The sequence below is a fragment of the Burkholderia sp. LK4 genome, assembly GCF_001043615.1.
GTDB lineage: Bacteria > Pseudomonadota > Gammaproteobacteria > Burkholderiales > Burkholderiaceae > Burkholderia > Burkholderia cepacia.
Window position 1 is genome coordinate 16,645 of sequence record NZ_LDUL01000108.1, and the last position, 25,101, is coordinate 41,745.

Annotated in this window: 21 protein-coding genes and 1 pseudogene; 5 read left to right on the forward strand and 17 right to left on the reverse strand. The window is 67.6% G+C overall.

The features are described 5' to 3' along the window. Window positions 1-261: 261 nt before the first annotated feature. Window positions 262-858 (forward strand): MlaC/ttg2D family ABC transporter substrate-binding protein, encoded by a 597-nt coding sequence (locus tag VK92_RS36990; protein ID WP_048023926.1) that lies wholly within the window; start codon window positions 262-264, stop codon window positions 856-858. A gap of 81 nt (window positions 859-939) precedes the next feature. Here the strand turns inward: VK92_RS36990 and VK92_RS36995 are convergent, their stop codons facing one another. Further along, entirely contained in the window at window positions 940-1,581 is a 642-nt protein-coding gene (locus tag VK92_RS36995; RefSeq protein WP_048023928.1) for a TetR/AcrR family transcriptional regulator, read from the reverse strand. 144 nt (window positions 1,582-1,725) lie between these two features. On the opposite strand from VK92_RS36995, the gene VK92_RS37000 reads away from it, so the two are divergent. Next, a complete protein-coding gene (locus tag VK92_RS37000; protein WP_048023931.1) occupies window positions 1,726-3,249 on the forward strand; it encodes an MFS transporter in 1,524 nt (507 codons plus the stop codon). 48 nt (window positions 3,250-3,297) lie between these two features. Here the strand turns inward: VK92_RS37000 and VK92_RS37005 are convergent, their stop codons facing one another. From VK92_RS37005 to glcD, 9 genes are all read right to left on the reverse strand, one after another. Next, the gene (locus VK92_RS37005; protein WP_027790218.1) at window positions 3,298-3,942 is read right to left on the reverse strand and encodes a response regulator; all 645 of its coding nucleotides are present in this window, start codon (window positions 3,940-3,942) and stop codon (window positions 3,298-3,300) included. Between the two features lie 32 nt (window positions 3,943-3,974). Continuing rightward, entirely contained in the window at window positions 3,975-5,357 is a 1,383-nt protein-coding gene (locus VK92_RS37010; protein ID WP_048023934.1) for a cache domain-containing protein, read from the reverse strand. A 147-nt stretch (window positions 5,358-5,504) separates the two neighbouring features. Further along, complete coding sequence (locus tag VK92_RS37015) at window positions 5,505-7,067, reverse strand: sensor domain-containing diguanylate cyclase (RefSeq protein WP_048023936.1); 1,563 nt, start codon at window positions 7,065-7,067, stop codon at window positions 5,505-5,507. Window positions 7,068-7,351: 284 nt separating this feature from the next. Continuing rightward, a complete protein-coding gene (locus VK92_RS42275; protein ID WP_131723353.1) occupies window positions 7,352-7,618 on the reverse strand; it encodes a hypothetical protein in 267 nt (88 codons plus the stop codon). Between the two features lie 41 nt (window positions 7,619-7,659). After that, window positions 7,660-9,834, reverse strand: coding sequence for a malate synthase G (locus VK92_RS37020; RefSeq protein WP_048023938.1), 2,175 nt, complete (start codon window positions 9,832-9,834; stop codon window positions 7,660-7,662). Window positions 9,835-9,876: 42 nt separating this feature from the next. After that, window positions 9,877-10,281 (reverse strand): GlcG/HbpS family heme-binding protein, encoded by a 405-nt coding sequence (locus VK92_RS37025; protein ID WP_048023940.1) that lies wholly within the window; start codon window positions 10,279-10,281, stop codon window positions 9,877-9,879. A 20-nt stretch (window positions 10,282-10,301) separates the two neighbouring features. Beyond that, complete coding sequence (glcF, locus tag VK92_RS37030) at window positions 10,302-11,522, reverse strand: glycolate oxidase subunit GlcF (RefSeq protein ID WP_048023942.1); 1,221 nt, start codon at window positions 11,520-11,522, stop codon at window positions 10,302-10,304. Between the two features lie 24 nt (window positions 11,523-11,546). Further along, a complete protein-coding gene (gene glcE, locus VK92_RS37035) occupies window positions 11,547-12,623 on the reverse strand; it encodes a glycolate oxidase subunit GlcE (RefSeq protein ID WP_048023944.1) in 1,077 nt (358 codons plus the stop codon). After that, a complete protein-coding gene (gene glcD, locus VK92_RS37040; protein WP_048023946.1) occupies window positions 12,623-14,122 on the reverse strand; it encodes a glycolate oxidase subunit GlcD in 1,500 nt (499 codons plus the stop codon). The genes glcE and glcD overlap by 1 nt, the downstream gene beginning before the upstream one ends. Window positions 14,123-14,352: 230 nt before the next feature. Between glcD and glcC the strand changes: the two genes are divergently transcribed. Then, window positions 14,353-15,123, forward strand: a complete 771-nt coding sequence (gene glcC, locus VK92_RS37045) for a transcriptional regulator GlcC (protein ID WP_027790226.1) — start codon at window positions 14,353-14,355, stop codon at window positions 15,121-15,123. A gap of 303 nt (window positions 15,124-15,426) precedes the next feature. Then, a pseudogene (locus VK92_RS37050) lies at window positions 15,427-15,867 on the forward strand (DUF6306 domain-containing protein); the annotation flags it as partial. Between the two features lie 178 nt (window positions 15,868-16,045). Here the strand turns inward: VK92_RS37050 and VK92_RS37055 are convergent. The 7 genes from VK92_RS37055 to VK92_RS37085 form a co-directional block, all read right to left on the reverse strand. Continuing rightward, complete coding sequence (locus VK92_RS37055; RefSeq protein WP_048023950.1) at window positions 16,046-16,471, reverse strand: lipocalin-like domain-containing protein; 426 nt, start codon at window positions 16,469-16,471, stop codon at window positions 16,046-16,048. A gap of 52 nt (window positions 16,472-16,523) precedes the next feature. Further along, window positions 16,524-17,018: a DUF2867 domain-containing protein gene (locus VK92_RS37060; protein ID WP_081068676.1), complete on the reverse strand. Its 495-nt coding sequence runs from the start codon at window positions 17,016-17,018 to the stop codon at window positions 16,524-16,526. Between the two features lie 373 nt (window positions 17,019-17,391). After that, window positions 17,392-18,243, reverse strand: coding sequence for a carbohydrate ABC transporter permease (locus VK92_RS37065; RefSeq protein ID WP_048023952.1), 852 nt, complete (start codon window positions 18,241-18,243; stop codon window positions 17,392-17,394). A gap of 21 nt (window positions 18,244-18,264) precedes the next feature. Beyond that, on the reverse strand, window positions 18,265-19,233 hold the full coding sequence (locus tag VK92_RS37070; RefSeq protein ID WP_048023954.1) for a carbohydrate ABC transporter permease: 969 nt from the start codon (window positions 19,231-19,233) through the stop codon (window positions 18,265-18,267). 70 nt (window positions 19,234-19,303) lie between these two features. Continuing rightward, a complete protein-coding gene (locus VK92_RS37075) occupies window positions 19,304-20,563 on the reverse strand; it encodes an ABC transporter substrate-binding protein (protein WP_048023956.1) in 1,260 nt (419 codons plus the stop codon). Between the two features lie 66 nt (window positions 20,564-20,629). Continuing rightward, window positions 20,630-22,621: a beta-galactosidase gene (locus VK92_RS37080; protein ID WP_048023958.1), complete on the reverse strand. Its 1,992-nt coding sequence runs from the start codon at window positions 22,619-22,621 to the stop codon at window positions 20,630-20,632. Window positions 22,622-22,630: 9 nt separating this feature from the next. Next, window positions 22,631-23,779, reverse strand: coding sequence for an ABC transporter ATP-binding protein (locus VK92_RS37085; RefSeq protein ID WP_048023960.1), 1,149 nt, complete (start codon window positions 23,777-23,779; stop codon window positions 22,631-22,633). Between the two features lie 189 nt (window positions 23,780-23,968). Here VK92_RS37085 and VK92_RS37090 point away from each other — a divergent pair, with 189 nt between their 5' ends. Next, on the forward strand, window positions 23,969-25,009 hold the full coding sequence (locus VK92_RS37090; protein ID WP_048023962.1) for a LacI family DNA-binding transcriptional regulator: 1,041 nt from the start codon (window positions 23,969-23,971) through the stop codon (window positions 25,007-25,009). The last annotated feature ends 92 nt before the right edge of the window (window positions 25,010-25,101 follow it).

The following is a 25,101-nucleotide window of genomic DNA, read 5'->3' on the forward strand; positions in this document are numbered from 1 at the left end:
GGTCGTGACGTTGGGGGTTTCGGGGCGGGAAGGAGATTTGTTCGCGACGGCGGAATCGATACCGATGGTTCGCCGGTTTGTAAGGGGATATTTACATAATCGGCGCCGCCGTGCCTCGTCGTGCCGCCGCACGCCTGTGACAAAGGAACCTGAAAGGTAACAGTCGGTCACGGCGGCGCACCGAGGCGTCGGGCCCGGTATACTTTGCTCCGTCGGCCGGTGCAATGAACCGGTCGTTTTTTCTCATCGAGCGATATTCGTATGAAACGTCATCTGTTTGCTTTCGTCGCGGCGGCCGCCGTGTCGGTTTCCGCTTTTGCGCAGAGCGCGCCGGTCGATATCGTCCGCAATGCGGTCGAAGGTACCGTCAACGCGATGAAGGCCGATTCGGCCGCACGCGGCGGGGACATGGCGAAGGTCTCGGCGGTCGTCGAGCAGCGCTTCCTGCCCGCGACCAACTTCGAGCGCACGACCCGCATCGCGGTCGGCGACGCGTGGAAGCAGGCCACGCCGCAGCAGCAGCAGGAGCTTTACAAGCAGTTCAAGCTGCTGATGACGCGCACCTACGCCGCGTCGCTCGCGCAGCTCGGCAGCCAGGACGCGAAGTTCTCGTTCAAGGCCGGCGGCGCGTCGGGCGCCGACGCGCTCGTGCAGTCGACCGTCACGACGCCGGGCGACAGCCAGTCGGTCGGCTATCGTCTCGGCAAGGTCGGCAACGACTGGAAGATCTACGACATCGACATGTCGGGCGCGTGGCTGATCCAGGTCTACCAGGGCCAGTTCAAGAGCCAGCTCGCATCGGGCGGGATCGACGGCCTGATCGCGTATCTGCAGAAACACAATTCGCGGACGAACTGACCGCTGCTGCGCGGTTCGGAATCCGGATGCATGAAGGGCGCCCTCGGGCGCCTTTTTTCATGGCTGTGCGTTGGTTGCGCGTCAGGTGCCGACGCCGAGCATCCGCAGGCAATCGTCGACCACCGCGTCGACGAACGCGGCGCGATCCGTTTCCGGCGCCGCGATGATGTGGTCGGTCGCGCCGTGCACGCCCGCATAGATCAGCAGCGCGGTGACCTGCGGGTGCGCGAGCCGCCAGGTGCCGGCCTGTGCGCCGCCGTCGAGAATCGCGCCGAGCTGTTCGAGGATCGCGTTCTTGTCGGCATTCGCGCGATCGTGGTGATGGTGATTCGCGTAGACGATGTCGTGCGTGCGATAGGTCGCCGCGTAGGTTTCGATGTTGGTTCGGATCCACGCGCGCAGGCGTGCGAGCCAGTCGTCGGCGTCGTACGCGTCCACCGCATGCTGCAACCGGTCGAGGAACGACGCCGTGTAGCGCTGCGCGAGCGCGGCGAGCATGTCGGATTTCGATTCGAAGTAGTGGTAGAACGTGCCCTTCGCCACCTGCGCGTGCTCGACGATCTCGCTGATGGTCGTCGCTTCCACGCCCTGCGCGAGGAACAGCGTCTCGGCCGCGGCCATCAGCTCCTCGAGGCGCACTTCCGCCGGCTTCGTGCGCGGCAGCTTGCCCGCCGGCGCGTCGTCCTTTCCTGTCGTGGTTCCTGCCTTTGTCCTGTCCGTCATCGCGCGGCTCGACGCCCGTTCGTGCAAAGCCCGCAGTTTAGGCCAGCGCCCCGTTCGCGGCCAACGCAATCCATTGACCGACGGTCAGTCGATATATATGATGCGAATCATTCTCATCTTCGTGCCCGTGAAGGGCCGACCTCCATGCCTCGCTACCGTCGCGCCGCACTCGTCCTGGCCGCCTGTCTCGGCACCTTTCTCGCCACGCTCGACATCAGCATCGTCAACGTCGCGTTGCCGACGCTGCAGACGGCGCTCGATACCGACATCGGCGGCCTTCAGTGGGTCGTCAACGCGTACGCGCTCGCGCTGTCGGCGTTCATGCTGTCGGCCGGTCCGCTCGGCGATCGCTACGGACACAAGCGTGTGTGGCTCGCCAGCGTGGTCCTGTTCACGGCCGGGTCGGTGGTCTGCGCATGCGCGAGCCGGCTCGAGCCGCTCCTGATCGGGCGCGCGATCCAGGGGCTCGCCGGCGCATTGCTGATACCGGGCGCGATGCCGATCCTCACGCATGCGTTTCCCGATGCGCGCGAGCGCGCCCGCGCGATCGGCGGATGGTCCGCGTTCAGCGCGCTCGCGCTGATCCTCGGGCCGCTGGTGGGGGGCCTGCTCGTCGAGCATGGCGGATGGCAGGACATCTTTCTCGTCAACGTGCCGATCGGCATCGTGACCGTGCTGCTCGGCGCGTGGGGCATTCCGGAGCGCCGGCATCCGCAGCACGCGGCGTTCGATCCGCTCGGCCAGGCGCTGAGCGTGGCCTGGCTCGGGTTGCTCACGTACGGGCTGATCGGCATCGGCGAAGCCGGCGCGTCGCACGTGAAGGTGCTCGCGCCGCTCGCGGGCGCCGCGGTGGCGTTCGTCGTGTTCGTGCGTGTCGAAACGCGCGTCGAGCGGCCGCTGCTGCCGGTCTGGCTGTTTCGCGACCGGCGGCTGGTGCGCGCCAATCTCGCGTCGTTCGTGCTCGGGTTCTCGGGGTACAGCAGCCTGTTCTTCCTGTCGCTGTTCCTGCAGCAGGCGCAGGGCCGCACGCCCGCCGCCGCCGGCTGGCAACTGATGCCGCAGTTCGTGATGACGGCGATCACGTCGATGCTGTTCGGACGCATCGCGGCGCGCATTCCGTTGCACGCGCTGATGGTGGCCGGGTACGGCCTGGTCGGCGCGATGCTCGCGGCCATGGCGGGCTTCGGTGCGGGAACGCCGTATGTGCCGGTCGGCATCGCGCTGGCGGTGCTCGGGGTCGGCATGGGGCTCGCGGTGCCCGCGACCGGCATGACCGTGATGGAACTCGCGCCGGCCGAACGCGCGGGCATGGCGTCGGCGACGATGAACGCGTTGCGCCAGACGGGGATGAGCATGGGCATCGCGGTGCTCGGCAGCATGATGAGCGTCGGTGCGCTGCACCGGATGACGGCCGCAATGCAAGCGGCCGGCAGTGCGCAAGCGGATACGCTGGCGCGGCAGGCGGTGATGGAGCATGTGTTTGCGGCGGGACAGCCGGCACTGCTTGGCGCATATCGGGATGCGATGGCGCACGGGTTTTCGATCGCGGTCCTGTGTTCCGGAATCCTCAGTATCGGTATTGCGGTGATGCTGATGATGTGGCGTGAAACGAAGAAGCAACCGGGGCGCGCGGCGGCGGCGCGTGTGACGTCTTCACGGCCGGAATGATGCGGCTTGCCGGCCGGCGAGCCTTTTGCGGCAGATCGCGGCGCCGAGCTACCTTCGCCGATGCTCGACCGCGAACTTGATCAGCTCGGCCTGTCCCTCGATCTCCAGCTTGCGCTTCAGGTTGAGCCGGTGCGTCTCGACCGTGCGCACCGACAGCCCCGTCTGCTGCGCGATCTGCTTGCTCGACAGCCCTTCCGCCAGCGCGTCGAGGATGTCGCGTTCGCGCGGCGTGAGCCGGTCGAGCGGCGATGCGGTCGTGCTCGCGTGGATCATCCGCGCGGCGAGCCCTTCGCTGAAGAACGTCTGGCCCGCCAGCACCGTGCCGATCGCGCGCACGATCTCGCTCGCGGGCGAATCCTTCAGCAGGTAGCCGCTCGCGCCGGCACGCACGGCCTGCGTCACGTATTCGACGTTGTCGTGCATCGACAGCATCAGCACGCGGATGCCCGGAAAGCGTTCGTGAAACACGCCCGCGAGCGTGATGCCGTTCATTCCGTTCATGCCGATATCCATCAGCGCGAGATCGGGTTCGAGCGACGCGGCGAGCGCGAGCGCCTCGTCGGCGTTGCCGGCTTCGCCGACCACGGACAGGTCGGCCGCTTCGAGCCGCATCCGCAAGCCGTCGCGCACGAGCGGGTGATCGTCGACGAGCAGCAGTCGGGCGACGGGCCGGGCGGTGTCGGGGGCGCTCATGCGAAAGGTCTCCTGTTGTGGGGGGGGCGTCGTCACGCGTCGCTGCGCAGCGGCACGCGCGCGGCGACGATCGTGTGGCCGACCTGCGACGTGATCGTCAGCGTGCCGCCGAGCGCGTCGAGGCGCTCGCGCATGTTGCGCAGGCCGATGCCGTGGCGCACGTCGGCCTGCGAGCGTTCGGCGTCGAAGCCGCAGCCGTTGTCGGCGATGGTCAGCGTGACGGATTGCGCGCCGACGTCGAGCGTGACGGCCGCGCGCGACGCCCGCGCATGATGCACGATGTTGCTCAACGCTTCCTGCGCGATCCGGAACAGCGCGGTATTGACCGCGGCGGGCAGCGGCCGGGCGCCGCTGTGTGCGACCTGCGTATAACCGATGTCGACGCCGCTTTCGGCGCCGAGCTCGCGCACCAGTTGCTCGAGCGCCGCCGCGAGGCCGAGATCGTCGAGCATCGCGGGGCGCAGCGCATGCGAGATGCGCCGTACTTCACGCAGCGTGTCGCCGAGCCGCACGACGCCCGAGGTCAGCGCCTGCTCGGCCTCGGGCATGCGCGCGGTACCGCGTTCGAAGCGCGCGAGCGCGGATTCGAGCATCAGCTTCGCCGATACCATCATCTGGCTGATCCCGTCATGCAGCTCGCGTGACAGCCGCGCCCGCTCCTGCTCCTGCGATTCGACGACGCGCTGCGCGAGCAGCTTGAGCTTCGCGTCGGCACTGCGCGACTCGCTGACGTTCAGCACCAGCGCGCACACGGCGATCGCGGCGGCACCCGTGAGTGCGATCGCGGTGAGCCAGCTCATCGTGCGCTCGATGTTCGCGGACGCGCGCGCGTCGATGCGCTGCAGCGCGGTGTCGACATCGTCGAGATAGATGCCGGTGCCGACCATCCAGCCCCAGCGTTCGAGCGCGATGACGTAGCCCAGCTTCGGCGCGACCCGGCCCGTCGACGGCCGCTGCCACGCGTAGCGCACGTAGCCGCCGCCGCTCGACGCCGCGCCGATCAGCTGCTGGATCGTCAGCGCGCCCTGCGGGTCGCGCATCGACCAGTAGTTGTGGCCGACCCGCTCGGGCTCGCGCGGATGCATCAGGGAATTGCCGTGCAGGTCGTACACGAAGAAATAACCGTCCGGGCCGAAATCCATCTTCTGCAGCATCGCGAGCGCCTGCGTGCGCAGCAGCGCGTCGTCGCGCGCGTTGCGGCCGCTCGCGTCGTAGAGCGGCATGATCGCGCTCGTCGCGAGCTCGACGTAGTGCTTGAGCTCGACCTCCTTGCTCGACAGGTACGCGGCCTGGATCGTCGCATGCTGCGTGCGCGCGAGGGACGTCGCCTGCTGGCGCACGCCGAAACCGATGCCGGCGATCGCGAGCAGGAACGGCACGATGGCCAGAAGGAAGATCTTTGCCTTGAGTCTCATGGTGGTGCGAAGCGGCCGCGACCCGCGCGGGCCGGCCGGGCCAGGCAGCCGCGCGGCGGCGTGTCGAGGCGACATTGTCGGCGATTTTGCGCGCGGGCGGCGACAGGGGCCGGCCAGCCGCCCTGCCGTCGCCCGGCGGTGGCCCGTTCAGGCCCGCCGCGCCGCGAGGCCGCCGGAGGGGGCCGCGAGCACGACGATGCGGTTGCGCCCGCCTTCCTTCGCGCGATACAGCGCGTCGTCGGCCAGCTTCAGCGCGGCCTGCATGTCGTCGTCGTGTTCCGGATAGCTCGTCGTCACGCCGATGCTCACCGTCAGGCGGCCGGTCGCCCCGGCGTCGTGCCGGATGCCGAGATCGAGGACGCCGGTGCGGATCGTCTCGGCGATCGACGCCGCGCCGTCCGTGTCGACGTCGGGCAGCACGACGACGAACTCCTCGCCGCCGTAGCGCGCCGCGTAGTCGGCCGGGCGGCGCAGGCAGCCGGCGATGCAGTGGCCGACCGCGGCGAGCGCGTCGTCGCCGGCCTGGTGCCCCTGGGTGTCGTTGTAGCGCTTGAAGTAGTCGACGTCGATGAACAGCAGCGACAGCGCGTGCTGCGAGCGCGCGGCCCGGCGCCATTCGCGTGCGAGCGTGACGTCGAGCATGCGGCGGTTGTCGAGGCCCGTGAGGCCGTCGGTGCGCGCGAGCGCCTGCAGTTCGGTTTCCGCGCGGTGGCGCTTGCGCAGCTGCACGTCGAGCAGCAGCGACAGGCCGACGAAGCCGATCGCGAGCGCGACCATCGCCGAGCCGATCGGAATCGCACGGTCGTACCACGCGGCGTAGGTATCCGCTTCCGAGCGCGCGACCATGATGATGAGCGGCAGGTGCTCGAGATGCCGGAACACGTACAGGCGGCGCACGCCGTCGATCGACGCGGTATCGGCGAAGCTGCCTTCGTTGGCGGTCATGAAGCGCCGGAACGTGCTGGCGCGGCTGATGTCACGGCCGACGATCTTCGGGTCGTACGGCTCGCGCGCGAGCATCTTGCCGTCGGTGTTGATCAGCGCGATCGAGCCGCGATCGCCGAGCGACAGCCGCGAGAACAGGTTCTGGAAATATTCGAGCCGGATCGACATCACGGCGGTGCCGCCGAACGAACCGTCGGGCTTCGTGATCCGCCGGCTGAGCGCGATGCTCGGCGAGCCGCCGCGCAAGCGCGAGTGATACGGGGGGCTGACGTACAGGCCGACGTCCGGATGGTCGCGGTGCACCGCGAAGTACGGCTCGTTGCCGAAGTTGGCCTTGCGCGGCACGTCGCTCTTGCCGTCGACCGCGATGTCGCCCTTCGCGTCGAGCACGTAGATGCCGCCGAGGTACTTGGCCGTCGTCGCACGGTCGAACAGCACCTGGCGGCGCAGCGGCATCGGCAGCTTGACGACATCCGGGTCGTTCTCGCCTTCGACGACGGCCTGCAGCGACAGCGAGTAGATCTCGATGTTGCGCTCGATGTCCCACGACGCCATCAGCGCGAGATTCTGCTGCATCGAGATCGAGCGGTCGCGCGCGTCGATGCGGCCTTCGTACAGCACGATCCCGCACAGGGACAGCAGGAGCAGCGCGATCAGCAGCCCGGTATAGAAGATCAGGTGCGGCAGCAGGAGCCGGCGCAGATGTGCGGCGACACGGCTCGTCAGGCCGGATTCGCTGGGCACTGCGTAATCGGTTTCTGCCATGGTCCGTGGATCGATGGGCATTGCCGCCGGGCGGCGGGCCGATGCAATTGTTCGTATGACGTGGCGGCGGCGATCCGCCACGCGTCCATTCGACGCCTTTCTGCCGGCCGGCGAGAAAATGGACACTGATTACCGGGAATCGCGGCCAGATATACCGGTAAATCGCGCATTTACTGGTGACATCTACGCCGATTCAACGATCCGACGAATCGGCAGTGTGAATTCAACGGAGTATAACGCGCGCGTTCGCGCGCGCGAAAAATGTTGCGGGCCGTTGATCCGGATCAAGTTTCAGTGAATTCCCGGGCTTGCGAATATCCGGCAAAGCGTTCCGGCGCAAGGCTGTACGGCATGAGCGGCGAAACCGCCGCGCGCGCGGCCGCCGATTCCATCGGGTTAACGGCAGGCGAGTGAAAAAATGAAGGTATCGATATGCGCCGATTATTCGTTTCAACAGCCGGGCGAACGCGAAAATGAAAACGGGCGGCCGTTGCGGCCGCCCGTTTCGTGAAGCCCGGCGTACGGGCTTCCGGCTTACGGGCTCCCGGCATACGGGCTCCCGGCACGCCGGAAACCCGCGGCACGGCCGTGCTTATCCGCCGTGCTGTTGCGCCTTGAACGCGAGCCGGAACCGGTGCAGCAGCGGCTCGGTATAACCGCTCGGCTGCGACGTGCCCTGCAGCGCGAGCGCGCATGCGGCCTTGAACGCGGTCGACTGGTCGTAGCCGGGCGCCATCGGGCGATAGTTCGGGTCGCCGGCGTTCTGCTGGTCGACGACGCGCGCCATCCGCTTGAACACGTCGAGCACGAACGCCTCGGTGATCACGCCGTGGCGCAGCCAGTTCGCGATGTGCTGGCTCGAAATGCGCAGCGTCGCGCGGTCTTCCATCAGGCCGACGTCGTGGATGTCCGGCACCTTCGAGCAACCGACGCCCTGTTCGACCCAGCGCACGACGTAGCCGAGGATGCCCTGCGCGTTGTTCTCGACTTCGCTCAGGATCTCGGCTTCGCTCCACTCGGCACGCTCGACGACCGGCACGGTCAGCAGCCCTTCGAGCAGCGTGTCGCGTTCGCTCGCGTACGGCGTCTTCTCGAGTTCCTGCTGGACGGCCTGCACGTCGACGAGGTGGTAGTGCAGCGCGTGCAGCGTCGCGGCGGTCGGCGACGGCACCCACGCGGTGTTCGCGCCGGCGCGCGGATGCGCGATCTTCTGCTCGAGCATCGCGTGCATCAGGTCGGGCATCGCCCACATGCCCTTGCCGATCTGCGCGCGGCCGCGCAGGCCGGCCGACAGGCCCGCGAGCACGTTGTTGCGCTCGTACGCCTGGATCCATGCCGACGATTTCATGTCGCCCTTGCGGATCATCGGGCCCGCTTCCATCGCGGTGTGCATCTCGTCGCCGGTGCGGTCGAGGAAGCCGGTGTTGATGAACGCGACGCGCGCGGCGGCGGCGGCGATACACGCGGCGAGGTTCACGCTGGTGCGGCGCTCCTCGTCCATGATGCCCATCTTCAGCGTGTTGCGCGGCAGGTTGTACAGATCCTCGATGCGCGCGAACAGCGTATCGGCGAATGCGACTTCGACCGGGCCGTGCATCTTCGGCTTCACGATGTAGATCGAGCCGGTGCGCGAGTTGCGCTTCGCCTTCAGGTCGTGCAGCGAGCACAGCACCGTGACGACGCCGTCGAGGATCCCTTCCGGAATCTCGTTGCCGTCGCGGTCGAGCACCGCGCCGTTGGTCATCAGGTGGCCGACGTTGCGCACGAACAGCAGCGAGCGGCCGTGCAGCGACAGCGTGCCGCCGTCGGGCGTCGTGTACTCGCGGTCGGCGTTCAGGCGGCGCGTGAAGGTCTTGCCGCCCTTCGCGACTTCCTCGACCAGCGTGCCCTGCATCAGGCCGAGCCAGTTGCGGTAGAGCTGGACCTTGTCGTCGGCGTCCACCGCCGCGACCGAATCCTCGCAGTCGATGATCGTGCTGACCGCGGCTTCGAGCACGACGTCCTTCACGTTCGCGAGATCGGCGCGGCCGATCGGCGTCGATGCGTCGATCTGGATCTCGAGGTGCAGGCCGTTGTGCTTCAGCAGGATCGCGGACGGCGCGTCGGCCGCGCCCTGGTAGCCGACGAACTGCGCCGGCTGCGCGAGGCCGACGATCCCCTTGGCGGTTTCGACGGCAAGCTGGCCGTCCTGCACGCGGTAGCGCAGCGCGTCGCGGTGCGAGCCGCTCGCGAGCGGCGCCGCGTTGTCGAGCACGTTGCGCGCGTAGTCGATCACGCGCTGGCCGCGCGTCGGGTTGTAGGCGGTGGTGCGTTCGGCGCCGCCGTCTTCCGGCAGCGCGTCGGTGCCGTACAGCGCGTCGTACAGGCTGCCCCAGCGGGCGTTCGCGGCGTTCAGCGCATAACGCGCGTTCGACAGCGGCACGACGAGCTGCGGGCCGGCCTGCGTCGCGATCTCGCTGTCGACGTTCGCGGTGGCTGCCGCGACGTTCGACGGGACCGGCACGAGGTAGCCGATTTGTTCGAGGAATGCGCGATACGCGGCGTGGTCGCGCACCGGGCCGGGATGCGCGCGGTGCCAGGTGTCGAGTTCCTGCTGCAGGCGGTCGCGTTCCGCGAGCAGCTCGCGGTTGCGCGGCGCCAGGTCGTGCACCAGGGCCGAGAAACCGCTCCAGAACGCGGCCTTGTCGATGCCGGTGCCCGGCAACGCTTCGTTTTCAATGAACTGGCTCAGCGCTGGCGCGACTTGCAGTCCTGCTTGGTCGATCATCGTTAATCCTCCCGGGGAAAAATGCGCGCGCGGTTTGGCTGGTTATGTCGCGACGCTTTGTGTGCCGGCGCGGGCAATCTGCGCGTCCTGTTCGGACTTTACGCCAGACACGCCGATCGCGCCCGCGATCCGGCCACCGACCGTGACCGGCACGCCGCCTTCGAGCAACCCCGTCAGCGGCGCGCTGAGAAACGCGGTGCGGCCACCGTTGATCATATCCTCATACGCCTTCGTCTCGCGCCGGCCGAGCGCCGCCGCGCGCGCCTTGTCCTGCGCGATACAGGCGCTGGCCGGCGATGCGCCGTCCAGGCGTGCAAACGCGAGCAGGTGGCCGCCGTCGTCGACGACGGCGATCGACACGGCCCAGCCGTGGCGTTCCGCTTCCGCGCGGGCGGCGGCAAGCATGCGGTCGGCATCGGCCAGTTCGAGTTCGGGTTTCGTCTGCATGGAGATCCTCCGGAATCAGGTCAGTTGACGAGATGGTTGTCGACGAGCTCGATCCAGTGGCGCACCGGCGTGCGGCCTGCGCCGTTCAGGTGAGTCTGGCAGCCTACGTTGGCCGTGACAATCAGGTCCGGGCGTGCGGCTTCGAGTGCATCGAGCTTGTTGTCGCGCAGCGTCGTCGCGAGTTCGGGCTGCGTCAGCGAATACGTGCCGGCCGAACCGCAGCACAGATGGCCGTCGGCGACATTCGTCAGATCGAAGCCGAGCCGCGTCAGGATGTTTTCCACCGCGCCGCCGAGCCGCTGCGCGTGCTGCAGCGTGCACGGGCAATGAACCGCGATGCGGCGCGGCGTCGATTCGGCCAGCGCGTCGAGCGGCTCGGCCGCGATCACTTCCGCGAGGTCGCGCGCGAGCGCGCTGACGCGCCGCGCTTTCTCCGCGTAGACGGGGTCGGAGCGCAGCAGGTCGCCGTATTCCTTCACGAACGCGCCGCAGCCGCTTGCCGTCAGCACGACCGCTTCCGCGCCCGCTTCGATCGCGGGCCACCATGCGTCGATGTTGCGGCGTGCGCGGGCGAGGCCGGCATCCTGCGCGTTCAGGTGATATTCGGTCGCGCCGCAGCAGCCGGCCTCGCGCGCCGGGCTCACGCTGATGCCGAGCCGGTCGAGCACGCGCGCGGCGGCCGCATTGGTGTTCGGCGACAGCGACGGCTGCACGCAGCCCTCGAGCATCAGCACGCGCCGCGCGTGGCGCACGGGCGGGCGCGGCGCGGCCGCGGGCACGGCGGCCGGAATCTTGTCCCGCAGCGTGCCGGGCAGCAGCGGGCGCAGCGCGCGGCCGGCCTTCAGCAACGCGGCGAACGTCGCCGGGCGCGGCACGACGTGCCGCAGCCCCGCGCGCAGCAGGCGCTCGCGCGCGGGCCGCTGCGCACGTTTTTCGGCTTCCGCGCGGCCGATGTCGAGCAGCGTGTGATAACGCACGCCGGACGGGCAGGTCGTCTCGCAGTTGCGGCACGTCAGGCAGCGGTCGAGATGCCGCTGCGTGCGTTCGCCGCACGGCTCGCCTTCGAGCAGCTGCTTGATCAGGTAGATGCGCCCGCGCGGCCCGTCGAGCTCGTTGCCGAGCACCTGGTAGGTCGGGCAGGTCGCATTGCAGAAGCCGCAGTGCACGCACGCGCGCAGGATCGCTTCCGCTTCGTCGGCCCGGGCGAGGGCCTTGCTTGCTTCGCTGAGATTGGTTTGCATCGGCGGGTCGGGATCGGGGGCGCGTCAGAAATCGGCGTACAGGCGGCCGGGATTGAAAATCGCATGCGGGTCGAGCTGTGCCTTGAGCTGGCGGTGCACGCGCAGCAGCGCGGGCGGCAGCGGCTGGAACGGCTCGTGCGTCGTGCCCGGCGTGAAGCAGGTCGCGTGCCCGCCCCATTGCGCGGCGAGCCGCTGCACGTCGGCCGGTGCGGCGTCGCTTTTCAGCCAGCGCTGCGCGCCGCCCCAGTCGGCCAGCAGCGCGCCGGGCAGTGCGTCGAGCGGCGCGGCGGCCGGCACCGACACGCGCCACAGCGGGCGCGGGTCGTCGAAGAACGGCAGCGCATGGTCGCGCAGCCGTGCCCAGAACGCATCGTCATGGTCGTCCATGGCGTTGCCGCCGATCGTGTCGCGCGCGGCCTTCACCGAGCCCTCGCCGCCTTCGATCCGCACGCGCAGCACGCCGTCCGCGTGGCAGGCGCCCGCGAGCGGCAGCCCCGCGCGCCGCCATGCGGCGACGCGCTGCACGGCTTCGTCCACGGCGAGCGGCAACGCGAGATCGCACGTCGCACGGGGCTTCGGCAGCACCTTCAGCGACACCTCGGTCACGACGCCGAGACAGCCGAAGCTGCCCGCGAGCAACCGCGACACGTCGTAACCCGCGACGTTCTTCATCACCTCGCCGCCGAAGCGCAGGTGTTTCGCGTGGCCGGTGATCACGCGGCAGCCGAGCACGAAGTCGCGTACCGCGCCGGCCCACGGGCGGCGCGGGCCCGACAGCGCCGCCGCGACCATGCCGCCGACCGTGGCCGCGCCGCCGAACGACGGCGGCTCGCACGGCAGCATCTGGCCGGCCGAATCGAGCATCGCCTCGAGGTCGGCGAGCGGCGTGCCCGCGCGCGCGGTGACGACGAGTTCGGTCGGGTCATAGGACACGACGCCGCGATGCGTGCGCACGTCGAGCGTGCGGCCTTCGACGGGGCGGCCGAGGAACGCCTTGGTACCGGCGCCGCGAATGTGCAGCGGCTGGCGGTCGTGGATCGCCGCGTCGACCTGGGCGACGAGTGCCGCGCTGTCGTCGATCGATTCGATTTCGCGTCGCATCAGAAACGCTCCAGTTCGGGAAACGGGAGCTTGCCGTGATGGACGTGCATCGCGCCGAATTCGGCGCAGCGGTGCAGCGTCGGGATGTTCTTGCCGGGATTGAGCAGGCCCTGCGGATCGAACGCGGCCTTCACCGCGTGGAAGAACGCGATTTCGTCGGCGCTGAACTGCACGCACATCTGGTTGATCTTCTCGCGCCCGACGCCGTGCTCGCCGGTGATGCTGCCGCCCGCCGCGACGCACAGCTCGAGGATCTTTCCACCCAGCGCTTCCGCGCGGTCGAGTTCGCCGGGGCGGTTAGCGTCGAACAGGATCAGCGGGTGCATGTTGCCGTCGCCCGCGTGGAACACGTTCGCGACCGGCAGCCCGTATTCGGCGGACAGCGCGGCAATTCCTTCGAGTACGCGCGGCAGTTCGCGGCGCGGGATCGTGCCGTCCATGCAGTAGTAGTCGGGCGACATGCGGCCGACCGCCGGGAACGCGTTCTTGCGGCCGGCCCAGAAGCGCTGGCGCTCCGCCTCGTCGCGCGCGACACGGATCTCCGATGCACCGGCATCGCGCAGCAGCGTGGCGACGCGTTCGGCATCTTCGTCGACGTCGGTGGGCGAGCCGTCGAGTTCGCACAGCAGGATCGCCTGCGCGTCGACCGGATAACCCGCGTGGATGAAATCCTCGGCCGCGCGGATCGCGAGGTTGTCCATCATCTCGAGGCCGCCGGGGATCACGCCCGCGCCGATGATCCGCGCGACGGCGGCACCGGCTTCGGCGACGTCGTCGAAGCTCGCCATCAGCACCTTCACGCTCGGCGGCTTCGGCAGCAGCTTCACGGTCACTTCGGTGACGATGCCGAGCATCCCTTCCGAGCCGGTGAACAATGCGAGCAGGTCGAAGCCGGGTGCGTCGAGCGCGTCGGCGCCGAGCGTGAGCGTATCGCCGTCGATCGTCAGGATCTCGATCTTCAGGATGTTGTGCACGGTGAGCCCGTATTTCAGGCAGTGCACGCCGCCCGCGTTTTCGGCGACGTTGCCGCCGATCGAGCATGCGATCTGCGACGACGGATCGGGCGCGTAGTAGAGGCCGTGCGGCGCGGCTGCCTGCGAGATCGCGAGGTTGCGCACGCCGGGCTGCACGCGCGCGACGCCGGCGTCGGGGTCGATGTCGAGAATCCGGTTGAACTTCGCCATCACGAGCAGGAGGCCCTTTTCGAGCGGCATCGCGCCGCCCGACAGCCCGGTTCCCGCGCCGCGCGCGACCACCGGCACGCCGAGCGCGGCGGCGACGCGCAGCACCGCGCGCACCTGCTCGACCGTGTCGGGCAGCACGACCGCGAGCGGCACCGTGCGATAGGCGGCGAGGCCGTCGCATTCGAACGGCTTGAGCGCTTCGCGCTCGTGCAGCACGTCGAGGCCGGGCGCCGCCGCGTGCAGTGCGGCGACGAGTGTGTCGCGGCCGACGGTCGCCAGCGGGCCGTCGATCCGTTCGTCGTAGGTGAAACTCATCGTGTGTCTCCGTCTCCACTCTTCACCATGCGGGCGGCCGCGGGATGCGCGACGCGCCGGATGGACGGCATTCTTGGCGGCCGGCCGGTGTGTGTCCATACGTCGCGGGCGTGGTCATACCAGTTTTTCAAGACGTGCCGTGAAGCTAGGGTGGGTCTTGACGTAAAAGCCAGTCACGACAAGGGTTTATGAGAAAATCGGCGACATCCGTCAAAAGTGGTCATACCAGTATGGAAATGCAGGATCGACAAGCGCCGGCGCGCAATGTCGCCGATGTCGTCGCCGAGCGGATCGAGCAATTGATCGTCGACGGCGTGCTGAAGGCCGGGCAGGCGTTGCCGTCCGAACGGCGGCTGACCGAGAAGCTCGGCGTGTCGCGCACGGCCGTGCGCGAAGGGATGAAGTTGCTGCGTGCGCGCGGGATCATCGAGACGACGCACGGCAAGGGTTCGTTCGTCGCGAGCCTGACCCCGCAGCGCGAAGTCTCGCCGATGATGCACCTGCTCGGCTCGCAGCCGCGCACGCTGTACGACCTGTTCGAAGTGCGCGGGATGCTCGAGACGGAGGCCGCGCGGCTGGCGGCGCTGCGCGGAACGTCCGCCGATTTCATCCTGATCAAGCGTCGTTATGACGAGATGACCGCGGCCGATGCGCAGGATCTCGACCCGGCCGCGCGCGCGAAGCTCGATCACGCGTTTCATCTCGCGATTTGCGAGGCGTCGCATAACCCGGTGCTCGTGAATACGTTGCAGTCGCTGACGGATCTGCTGCTGAGTTCGGTGTTTGCGTCGGTGAACAACCTCTATCACCGCGAGCCGTTGAAGAAGCAGATCGATCGCCAGCATGCGCGGCTCTATAACGCGGTGACCGGGCGGCTGCCCGAGCAGGCGCGCAAGGCGGCGAGCGAGCATATCCGCCAGTGCGTCGAATATCTGAGGGAGATCGAGCAGGAGGAGCAGCGGCTCGTGCGGTCGACGTTGCGGCTTGAAGGGTGGACTTGATCCCGGCGGTGCGTTGCGGCGTGTCTTGACGGGCATCACGCGCGGCGGGTCGTCTGGCAACGCGTGTCACATGGCTATGTCAGACTGTCAGCCATTCTTCGTGTGGCCTCCTGTCGTTTGCCGTGATGCGTGATGCGTGATGCGTGATGCGTGATGCGTGACGCTGTCGCGTGAGCCGTGCGTGACGGAACCACGCCGGACGAACCGGTGCGCCACGCTTCCCGAAACGGAGGACATCGCATGTCGAACCGGATCCACGATGACGGGCACGACGCCTGCCCCGCCAATGCAATGGACGAATCCGCCGATGCGCAGCGTGACGCGCTGGTCGCGTTGCTGAACGAACTGCTGGAGGCCGAGCGTGCCGGTGCTCGGGTTGCGTCGGAGACGGCGGCGGAAATCGACGATCCTGAACTTCATCGGCTCGTGGCCGGCATTCGGCAGGATGAGGCGCACGGGTGTGCGGTGCTGGTCGACGCGATTCGGTCGCTCGATGCGACGCCGACGCATGCTACCGGGGCGTTTTATGAACAGGCGATGGCGATTGACGGTCTGGCGGAGCGGCTCGCGTTTCTGAATCGGGGCCAGCGCTGGGTCGTGCGGAAGTTGCAGGCGTTGCTGCCGACGCTTGTGCAGCCGGATATGCACCATGCACTCACGCAGATGCTCGTGTCGCATGAGAAGAACATCGGATCGGTCGATGTGCAGTTGCGCATCAAGGGCAGCGAAACGGGGGCGGCGTAACGGCGGTGGCCTGAAGAAACGGTCATCGCGGATTTTCGTCGATGCTGCTTTTCGACCCGACGCGGCTCAAAAGGCCGCCACCATGCGGTCATGCAAAGGCGGCTGCCTGTCTGCCAGACTCACCGTCGAATGATGACCCGCAAACTGGCGACTGGTTGCGAACTCGGCGTAACGAAGATTACTCGCGTCTAAAACCGAGAATCCCCCTTCCTATTGGATTTCCAGGTACCAACGGATTCGGCATCCAGGCGGTGCTGACTTCGAGTGCGTCTCCATCAAGCCTGTAGAACCGTTCCTGCTCAGTGCCGTTCCAGGCTTCATTCCAGGATGCGTCAATCTTGGTGATGAACCTATCCCCGTCTATCCGATACCGACCGGTGTAGGACATCACGGTGCGGAACAGTGCCGCCAGTTTCTCATCGGTATTCCCTGGCTCCCGCGCCTTCGCGGTGACCAGTACCATCATTCGCCCATCAGGGTCGAAAATAAGGTAGCCATTGGGGTCGGCGCCCCACGGTTGAGTACGCTCCTTCGAATCCTGAAACTCAGTATCAAAAGAAACCAATCGCCAGCAACCGTGGAGCCTGGTGTCGCGCTCAGACATCTTCCCTCCTGTATTCATTCACCGGGATGTCCCTGGCTGTCGGATTCAGGGGCTATGCGCTCAGATTGACCGCCCGTTGCAGCATCGTGCGCGACAGGAGCTTATGAAACGGCATGATGACAGACAAGTAGCCTTTTCCAAGGCGATTGTTGATTTTGACCAAGGTTGAAATCGTCACTTCCGATCCCTTCAGCCCCGGTTGGATGCCAATCCAGATCCGAAAATCCAGATGCTTGTCGTTACCGCCGACGACGACTTCATCATTCGTACTCGAAATGATTGGAAAAACGTCGATTTTTCCCAGCCCACGATCGCTGAAATCAATACTCGCCCTTAGTCCGAACGGCGCCACGATTCCGTTACGCAAGGCCATCAGGCATCGGACGGCGTGCGGCGGATCCGCGAACGCGGCGCGCGCCGCTTGTTCGGCGTCGGCGTAGGTTCGATCTGCCTGGCCGGAATATGCATCGGCGAAATCAACGCGCGCCAGCCCTGATGCACAAATTGCCGCCGCCGGCGTGGGAATCGGCAAGACCTTGTTTGTCATGATTATCCAGGCTGAAATTCACAATGTAATGGGTGCAGCAATTGTTGCGGGATAAACGCGCGCACCGACTCGACTCTGCACAACAGTGCCGTAACCGCATGCATCCGGATCAGAACAGCTTGCCGACAAAGCCTTCCTTTTTGCGTGGCGAGTGGCGTCCTGAATATCACGGTTTAATTCGGCGGCTTTTACTTGCTTCTCAGTATTCGGTATTGTCGCCGATTCGACGAGTGCAGTCGATTGTCCGATCCTGGCCGAATGCAGGCGGCTCGTACTGCGTATCTCGCTACACCCTGGCAGCAAAAAAAGCCCGCCGAAGCGGGCAACCTCTCGATGCAGAGGGGGAGATACGAATACGCAGGGCTGCGCGCGTTCAGCCTTTGGTCGCTCCAAACGTCAGCCCCGCCACAAAATGTTTCTGCATCGCGAAGAACATCGCGACGGACGGCAACGCCGCCAGGATCGACCCCGCCGACACGAGGTTCCACGACGTCGTCCATTGCCCCTTCAACGCGGCGACCCCTGCCGTGATCGGCGCGGCCTCATCGCCTTGCGTGAGACACAGCGCCCAGAAGTAGTCATTCCACACGAACGTAAAAACAAGAATCGCCAGCGCGGCCAACGCAGGCCGGATCAACGGCAACACGATCCGCCAGAACACCGTCCATTCCCCCGCTCCTTCGATCCGCGCCGCCTCGATCAGCTCGAACGGCAACTGCTTGATGAAGTTGCGCAGGAACAGCGTGCAGAAGCCCGTCTGGAACGCGACATGAAACAGGATCAGCGCCTCGACCGTATTGAACACGCCGAGCCGCAGCGACAAGTCCCGCACCGGAATCATCAGCACCTGCACCGGCACGAAATTACCCGCGACGAACGTGCCGAACAGCGCCGTGCTCCCGCGAAACTTGTAGGTCGCAAGCGCAAAGCCCGCCATCGCCGCGAGCGCGATCGAGCCAAGCACGGACGGCACCGTGATCTGCACGCTGTTCCAGAAGTAATGCAGCATCGGCGACGTGGTCAGCGCATCGCGATAGTTCTCGATCATCGAGAAGTGCCGCGGCCAGCCCCAGTAGTGGCCTTCGACGAGTTCCTCGGTCGAGCGCACCGACGTGACGAACACGGCGATCATCGGCAGCAGCCAGATCTCGAGCGCGACGGGCAGCGACAGCTTGTACAGCCGGCGCGAAACCGGCTTCCATTGGGCAACGGGTGTCGGAAACATGATGAAGGCATCCCCGGAAGGTCATTGCTCGTTGCGCAGCAGGCGGCGCAACTGGAACACGATGTAGACGAGCATGATCGCGAACAGCACGACCGCGATCGACGCGGAATAGCCGAGCCGGTAGTACTTGATCGCCTGGTCGTACATGTAATACGCAAGCACGGTCGAGCTCTCGAACGGGCCGCCGCTCGTCATCACCGAGATCAGGTCGAAGCTGCGCAGCGCACCGATCACCGTGACGACGATCGCCATGAAGGTGGTCGGCCGCAGTTGCGGCAGCACCACGTGCCACAGCAGCGCGAAGCCGCGCGCGCCTTCCATGCGTGCGGCTTCGATCTGTTCCGGATTGAGCGACGTGAGGCCGGTGAGGTACAGGATCATGCAGTACGCGGTTTGCGGCCACAGCGCGGCGAACACGATGCCGAACGTCGCGTAGCGCGCGTCGCCGAGCACCGGGATGCCGTGCCCGGCGATCAGCGCGAGCAGGCCGAACGTCGGATCGTAGAACCACGAGAAGATCAGGCCGACGACCACGCCCGACAGCACGAACGGCGCGAAGAACAGCGACTTCACGAGCCGGATGCCGGCGACCGCCTGGTTCAGGTACAGCGCGAGCGCGAGGCCGAGCGGCGGCGCGAGCATGAAGAGCGCGAGCCAGATCACGTTGTTGCGCAGCGCCGTGTAGAACGTCGGCGCTTGCAGCAGCTCCGCATAGTTCGCGAGACCGACGAACGTGCGCTCGGTCATCCCGTCCCAGTTGTACAGGCTCAGCCACAGCGTCGACAGGATCGGCCAGATCACATAGACGGCAACCATCGCGCAGGCCGGCGCGAGAAACAGCCACGCAGCACGCCGTTGCCGCCGCACGGCGGGCGACGGGCGGCGCGCGGGTAGTGCAACAGCGGTAACCGCGGCGGGCGCGCGAGGGGGCGGCGGTTCCGGCGGCGCGGCGGGCGGCTCGAGGTGTCGGGACGAAGTCGGACTGGACACGGCAGGGCTCCTGAACGAGCGAACGATGGGACAGCCGCAGCGGCGGAGCACCGCCGCGCGGGTCACGGCGTTACTTCTTGTAGATCCGCTTGCGGGTCTGTTCGAGCTGCGCGAGCACCGTATCGAGCTGCGCCGGATTCGCGAGGAACTGCTGCATCCCCTTCATCCCCTCGTCGGCCATTTCCTTCGTCATGTCGCGGTCGTAGAACTGCGCGACGCCGCCCTTCGTGTCGGCCAGGATCCGGAAGCCGATGCGCGAGACCGGATCGGCCGGCTCGGGCGACTTGCTGTTGGCCGACAGCGAACCGAGGCCTTCCGCGAGCTTCGCGCCCATCTCGGGTGTTTCGACGAACGCGAGGAACGTGTGCGCGTCGGCCTTGTTCTTCGCCTTCGTCGGGATATGCAGCGATTCGACCGGGCCATCCTCGGCGGTCGGCACCTTCGGGTCGATGATCGGGAAGCGGTAGTAGCCCATTTCCTGCTTCACGTTCGGCGGAAAACCCGCCGCGATGAAGGTACCCATCAGCATCATCGCTGCCTTGCCCTGGAACAGGAACGGCTGGGCGCCGTCGAGATCGTAGGACAGCGCGTTGTCGATGAAGTAGCCCGCGTCGATCAGCGACTTCCACGTCGTGTAGACCTTCTTCACGCGCGGGTCGGTGTACGGCACGTCGCCGGCCATCAGCTGCTGGTGGAACGCGTTGCCGTTCAGGCGCAGGTCGAGATAGTCGAACCAGCCCGCGAGGGTCCACGCGTCGCGGCCGCCGATCGCGACCGGCGTGATGCCGGCCGCCTTCAGCTTCTTGCATGCGTCGAGAAACTGGTCCCACGTCTTCGGCTCGTCGGCGATGCCGACCTTGCGGAACAGGTCCTTGCGGTAGAACAGCCCCCACGAGTAGTAGACGGTCGGCGCCGCGTACTGCTTGCCGTTGTACGACGATGCGTCGCGCGTCGATGCATACATCGCGCCCCAGCCGTTCTTCGCCCAGTCGCCGCTCAGGTCCTCGAACAGCCCGCGCTTCGCGTAGTACGCCATCCGCTCGCCGGCGTGCCAGTTCACGACGTCCGGCGCGACGGTCGTGAGCCAGGCGGGGAGCTGCACCTTGTACGCTTCCTCGTCGACGAAGGTCGCCTTCACGTCGATGTCGGGATGCGCCTTGTGGAACGCGTCGAGCGTCGACTGCCAGACCGCGCGCTGGCTGGCGCCCTTGAACGCGATGTTGATCGTCAGCGTGCCGGCATCGGCGGGCGCCGTCGTGCCGAGCGATGCCAGTGCGACGGCGGCGGCCGTGGCGAGCCGGGCGGCGAAGCGAAGGGGGCGATGTGTCATGCGTGTCTCCATTCCTGTGTGTCGTCTTGTGCGTGACCGGCGCATCGTGGCGCCGGTGCCGGGGTGCTACGAACGGCTTCGATACACGGCCACGTCTTGCGGCCCGACTTGCGCGGTGCCTAGCACGAACGCCGACGGCGGTACCGCGTCGATCGTGTGCGGCGTGTCGCCATAGTTGAAAACGTAGGTCAGGCCGCCGCGCCGGCTCACGCGCACACCGTCGCCGAGCGGCGTCGGCATGAGGCCGGCTTCGGCCGCGACATCGGCGAACAACCGGGCGGTGGTCGCGTCGTCGAACAGCGCGGCCCAGTAGTGCAGCGTGCCGTGCGACACGCAGGCCGGGTGACCGTCGGCGAAGCGCGCGCGCACGATGCTGCGCGTGTCGTCGTGCAGTTCGACGAAGTCGCGCCAGTGGCGCGCATGGCCCGCGAGCGGCGTACCGTCGCACAGAGTGCCGTCGATTCGCTCGGTCACGTTCGGCCGCAGCGATTCGACGCGCCATACGCGCACCGGCAGGATCGAGGCGAGCGGGCCGGGCGGCAGCGTCGGCGGAATCTGCAGGTCGACGGTCTTCGAGCCGGTGCGCGGCCCGAACACGGCGTGCGCGCCCGAGGCCGCGAGCCGCGCGGCGAAATCGTCCGGGACGACCGGCAGCGGCGGCACGACGACGAGCCGGTAGCCGTCGAGCGGCGCATGCGCGGAAACGATGTCGACGTCGAGGCCGAGCGAACGTAGCGCCGTGTAGTACTCGAACGCGAAGCGCGGGTAGTGGAAATCGGCGCCTTGCGGCTGCACTTCGAACAGCCACTTCGCTTCGTAGTCGAACACGAGCGCGACGGGGGCACGCACCGCGCCGTTCGCGTCGACATCCGCGCCGGCGTCGAGCACGGCGGCGATCTCCTGAGCGACGCGCTGCGCCTCGCGGCCGCCTTCGTCGAGCCGGTTGTCCGGCGTGTTCAGGCCCGCATGCATCTGCTCCTGCGCGAACGGCGCCTGACGCCAGCGGAAGTACGACACGCAACCGGCGCCGTGCGCGAACGCCTCCCAGCTCCACAGGCGCACCATCCCCGGCAGCGGCGCGGGGTTCCACTGCGCCCAGTTCACGGGGCCCGGCTGCTGCTCCATCACCCAGAACGGCAGCGTCGACATGCCGCGATAGAGGTCGTGATTGAACGACGCGAAATCGGGATGGCCGGTGCGCAGCCAGCGTGCCTTCACGTCGGGCGCGAACCATTGCTCCTCGAGCGCGCCGAGCGGATAGCTGTCCCACGTCGCGACGTCGAGGTCGCGCGCCACTTCGTAATGGTCGAACTCGGTAAACAGCTGCATGAAGTTGTGCGCGACGGGCCGGCCCGGCGAGTGCGCGCGGATCACGTCGACCTGCATCCGGTGATAACGCGCGACTTCGTCCGACGCGAAACGCCGGTAGTCGAGGCGATGCGACGGGTGCGCTTCGGTCACGGTCCCGACGGGCGCATCGACCTCGTCGAAATGGCGATACTCCATGCTCCAGAACACGGTGCCCCACGCGCGGTTCAGCGCATCGATCGTGCCGTAGCGCGCCTTCAGCCACGCACGGAAGCGCACGAGCGCGGCCGGCGAATAACTGACGACGGTCTGGTGGCAGCCCAGCTCGTTGTCGGTCTGCCAGTAGCGCACGGCCGGGTGCCGGCCGTAGCGCTCGGCGACCGCCGTGCAGATCTGCCGCGACGCCTCGAGATAGGTCGGCGACGAGAAGTCGTAGTGGCGGCGCGAGCCGAACGCGCGCGGCCGGCCGTCGGCGCCGATCGCGAGGATGTCCGGATGGCGGTCGACCAGCCATTTCGGCGGCGTCGCGGTCGGCGTGCACATCACGATCTCGAGGCCGGCCGCGCCGAGCACGTCGACCGCCCGATCGAGCCAGCCCCAGTCGTATTCGCCGGGCGACGGCTCGATGCGGCTCCACGCGAATTCGGCGATCCGCACCTGCTCGATGCCGAGCGCTTTCATCCTGCGGGCATCGTCGGCCCACATCGATTCCGGCCAGTGTTCCGGGTAGTAACAGACTCCGAGGCGCATGCCCGATCCTTATGCGTAGTGGTGAACGTGGACGTCGGCGCACGCGGGCACCGCGCGGCCGTCTTCGGTGAAGAGATGGCAGGCCGCGGCCGGCGCATGTACGTGCACGCGCTCGTCGGTACGCACCTGCGCGTCGCCGGGCACTTTCGCGATCAGCGCGTGGCCGCCGGGCTGGTCGAGGTGCACGTAGGTCTGTTCGCCCAGGCGTTCGACGAGCGCGACGTCGCGTGCGAGTGTCGTGGCGTCGTGCGCGGCGCCGAGCGTCAGGTGTTCGGGGCGAATGCCGAGCGTCACGGCGGCGCCGGCGCCGAGCGCCGAGCCGTCGCGCGGCAGCGTGAAGGTCTCGCCGGACGGCGTGAGCGTGACGGTCGTGCGACGGGCATCGCACGCCGTGACGACGGCCGGCAGGAAGTTCATCCGCGGCGAGCCGATGAAGCCCGCGACGAAGCGGCTGGCCGGGTGGTGGTAGAGGTCGAGCGGCGCGCCGACCTGCGCGATGCTGCCGTGCTGCGCGGTGTCGGCGCCGGCGTGCAGCAGCACGATCTTGTCGGCGAGCGTCATCGCTTCGGTCTGGTCGTGCGTCACGTAGACGACGCTCGCGCGTTCGAACTGCCGGTGCAGCCGCGCGATCTCGATGCGGGTCTGGCCACGCAGCGCGGCGTCGAGATTCGACAGCGGCTCGTCGAACAGGAACACGCCGGGCTCGCGCACGATCGCGCGGCCGATCGCGACGCGCTGCCGCTGGCCGCCCGACAGCGCCTTCGGCTTGCGTTCGAGCAGCGTGTCGAGCTGCAGGATGCGCGCGGCATCGCGCACCTTCCGGTCGATCTCGGCTTTCGGCACGCGCGCGAGCTTCAGCCCGAACGCCATGTTCTCGTAGACCGTCATGTGCGGAAACAGCGCGTAGCTCTGGAACACCATCGCGACGCCGCGCTCGGCGGCCGGCACGTCGTCGACGCGGCGGCCGTCGATCGACAGCTCGCCCGCGCTCAAATCCTCGAGCCCGGCGATCATCCGCAGCAACGTCGACTTCCCGCATCCGGACGGCCCGAGGAACACGCAGAACTCGTGCGCGCCGATCTCCAGATCGACGTCGCGAATGACCGGCGCGTGATCGCCATAGGCTTTCTGTACGCGCCGCATCGAGATGCTCGCCATTGTCTCCGCTCCATGTTTTAATGCGCCATCATCGGTGATTAAGCGCTTAATCATCGCGATCAAAAAAAGGGGCGATGCGATCGCGGCCGAGTCGCGCCCGTCGGTCGGGCGGCAGGGTGTGCGGCGATAGTGCGCCGCTTCGGTAGGCGAAGCAAATACTGGATAGACGTCTCATATAGTGAGCAAGCGATGGCAACCCTGGATGAAGTGGCGCGCCGCGCCGGCGTGACGGCCGCGACCGTGTCGAACGTGCTGCGCGAGCGCGGCCGGGTGGGCGAGGCGACGCGTGCGCGGGTGCTGGAAGCCGTGGAGGCGCTCGGGTATCGGCCGCATCTCGCGGCGCGTGCGCTGGCGGAAGGGCGCGCGCCGACGGTCGCGCTGATGGTATCGAGCATCGCGAACCCGTTCTACCCGGAGTTCGCGCTGGCGGTCGAGCGCGCGGTGCGCCGCAACGGGCAGTTCCTGATCGTCTGCAATACGAATGAAGATCCGCTGCAAGGGCGCGCGTATCTCGACCAGATTGCCGGCACGATCTCCGAAGGGATTCTCGTGACCAACGCGAACCTGCATCTGCCGGATCTGCTCGACGTGGCGGCGCGCGGTGTGCCGGTCGTGCTATGCCTGTGGGAGCGGCCGGAGGCGCCGCCCGACGGATTGCCGTGCGTCGCGATCGATTTTCGGGAGGCGGGGCGGATCGCGACGCGGCACTTGCTCGAGCTGGGCCACGAGCGGATCGGCGTGATCGTCGGCGGGTCGGCGAGCGGCGTGCAGGCGGCGCGCTACGACGGCTTCGTCGACGTGATGCGTGAAGCCGGGCTCGATGCGTCGATCGTCGCGGCGGAACCCGATTCGATCGACGGCGGCGTGCGCGCGGCGGGGCGGCTGCTCGACGCGCATCCGCGGCTGACCGCGCTGGTCGCGACCAACGACCTGCCGGCGATCGGGGCGATGCATGCGGCGGCCGATCGCGGCAGGCGTGTGCCGGACGACCTGTCGATCGTCGGGATCACCGACATACACCTGGCCAGCGACACGCGCCCCACGCTGACGACCGTTGCGATCCCGACCGCCGAGGCCGCGGGGCTCGCGGTCGAATTGCTCAATGCGCTACGCGACGCGGGCGAGCGCAGCAGCGCTGCGTCGCGCGTGCGGATCGCGTCGCTGCCGAAACTGGTGGTGCGCGGGACGACCGGCCGCGCGCCCGGCGGGAGCGCGACGCGGTCGATTTGATGTATCGATATGCTGAATGTCGCGACGGAGGTTGGCGCCGCGATCGGCGCGACCCGAGAAGGCCCGACAAGGCCCGACAAGGCCCGACAAGG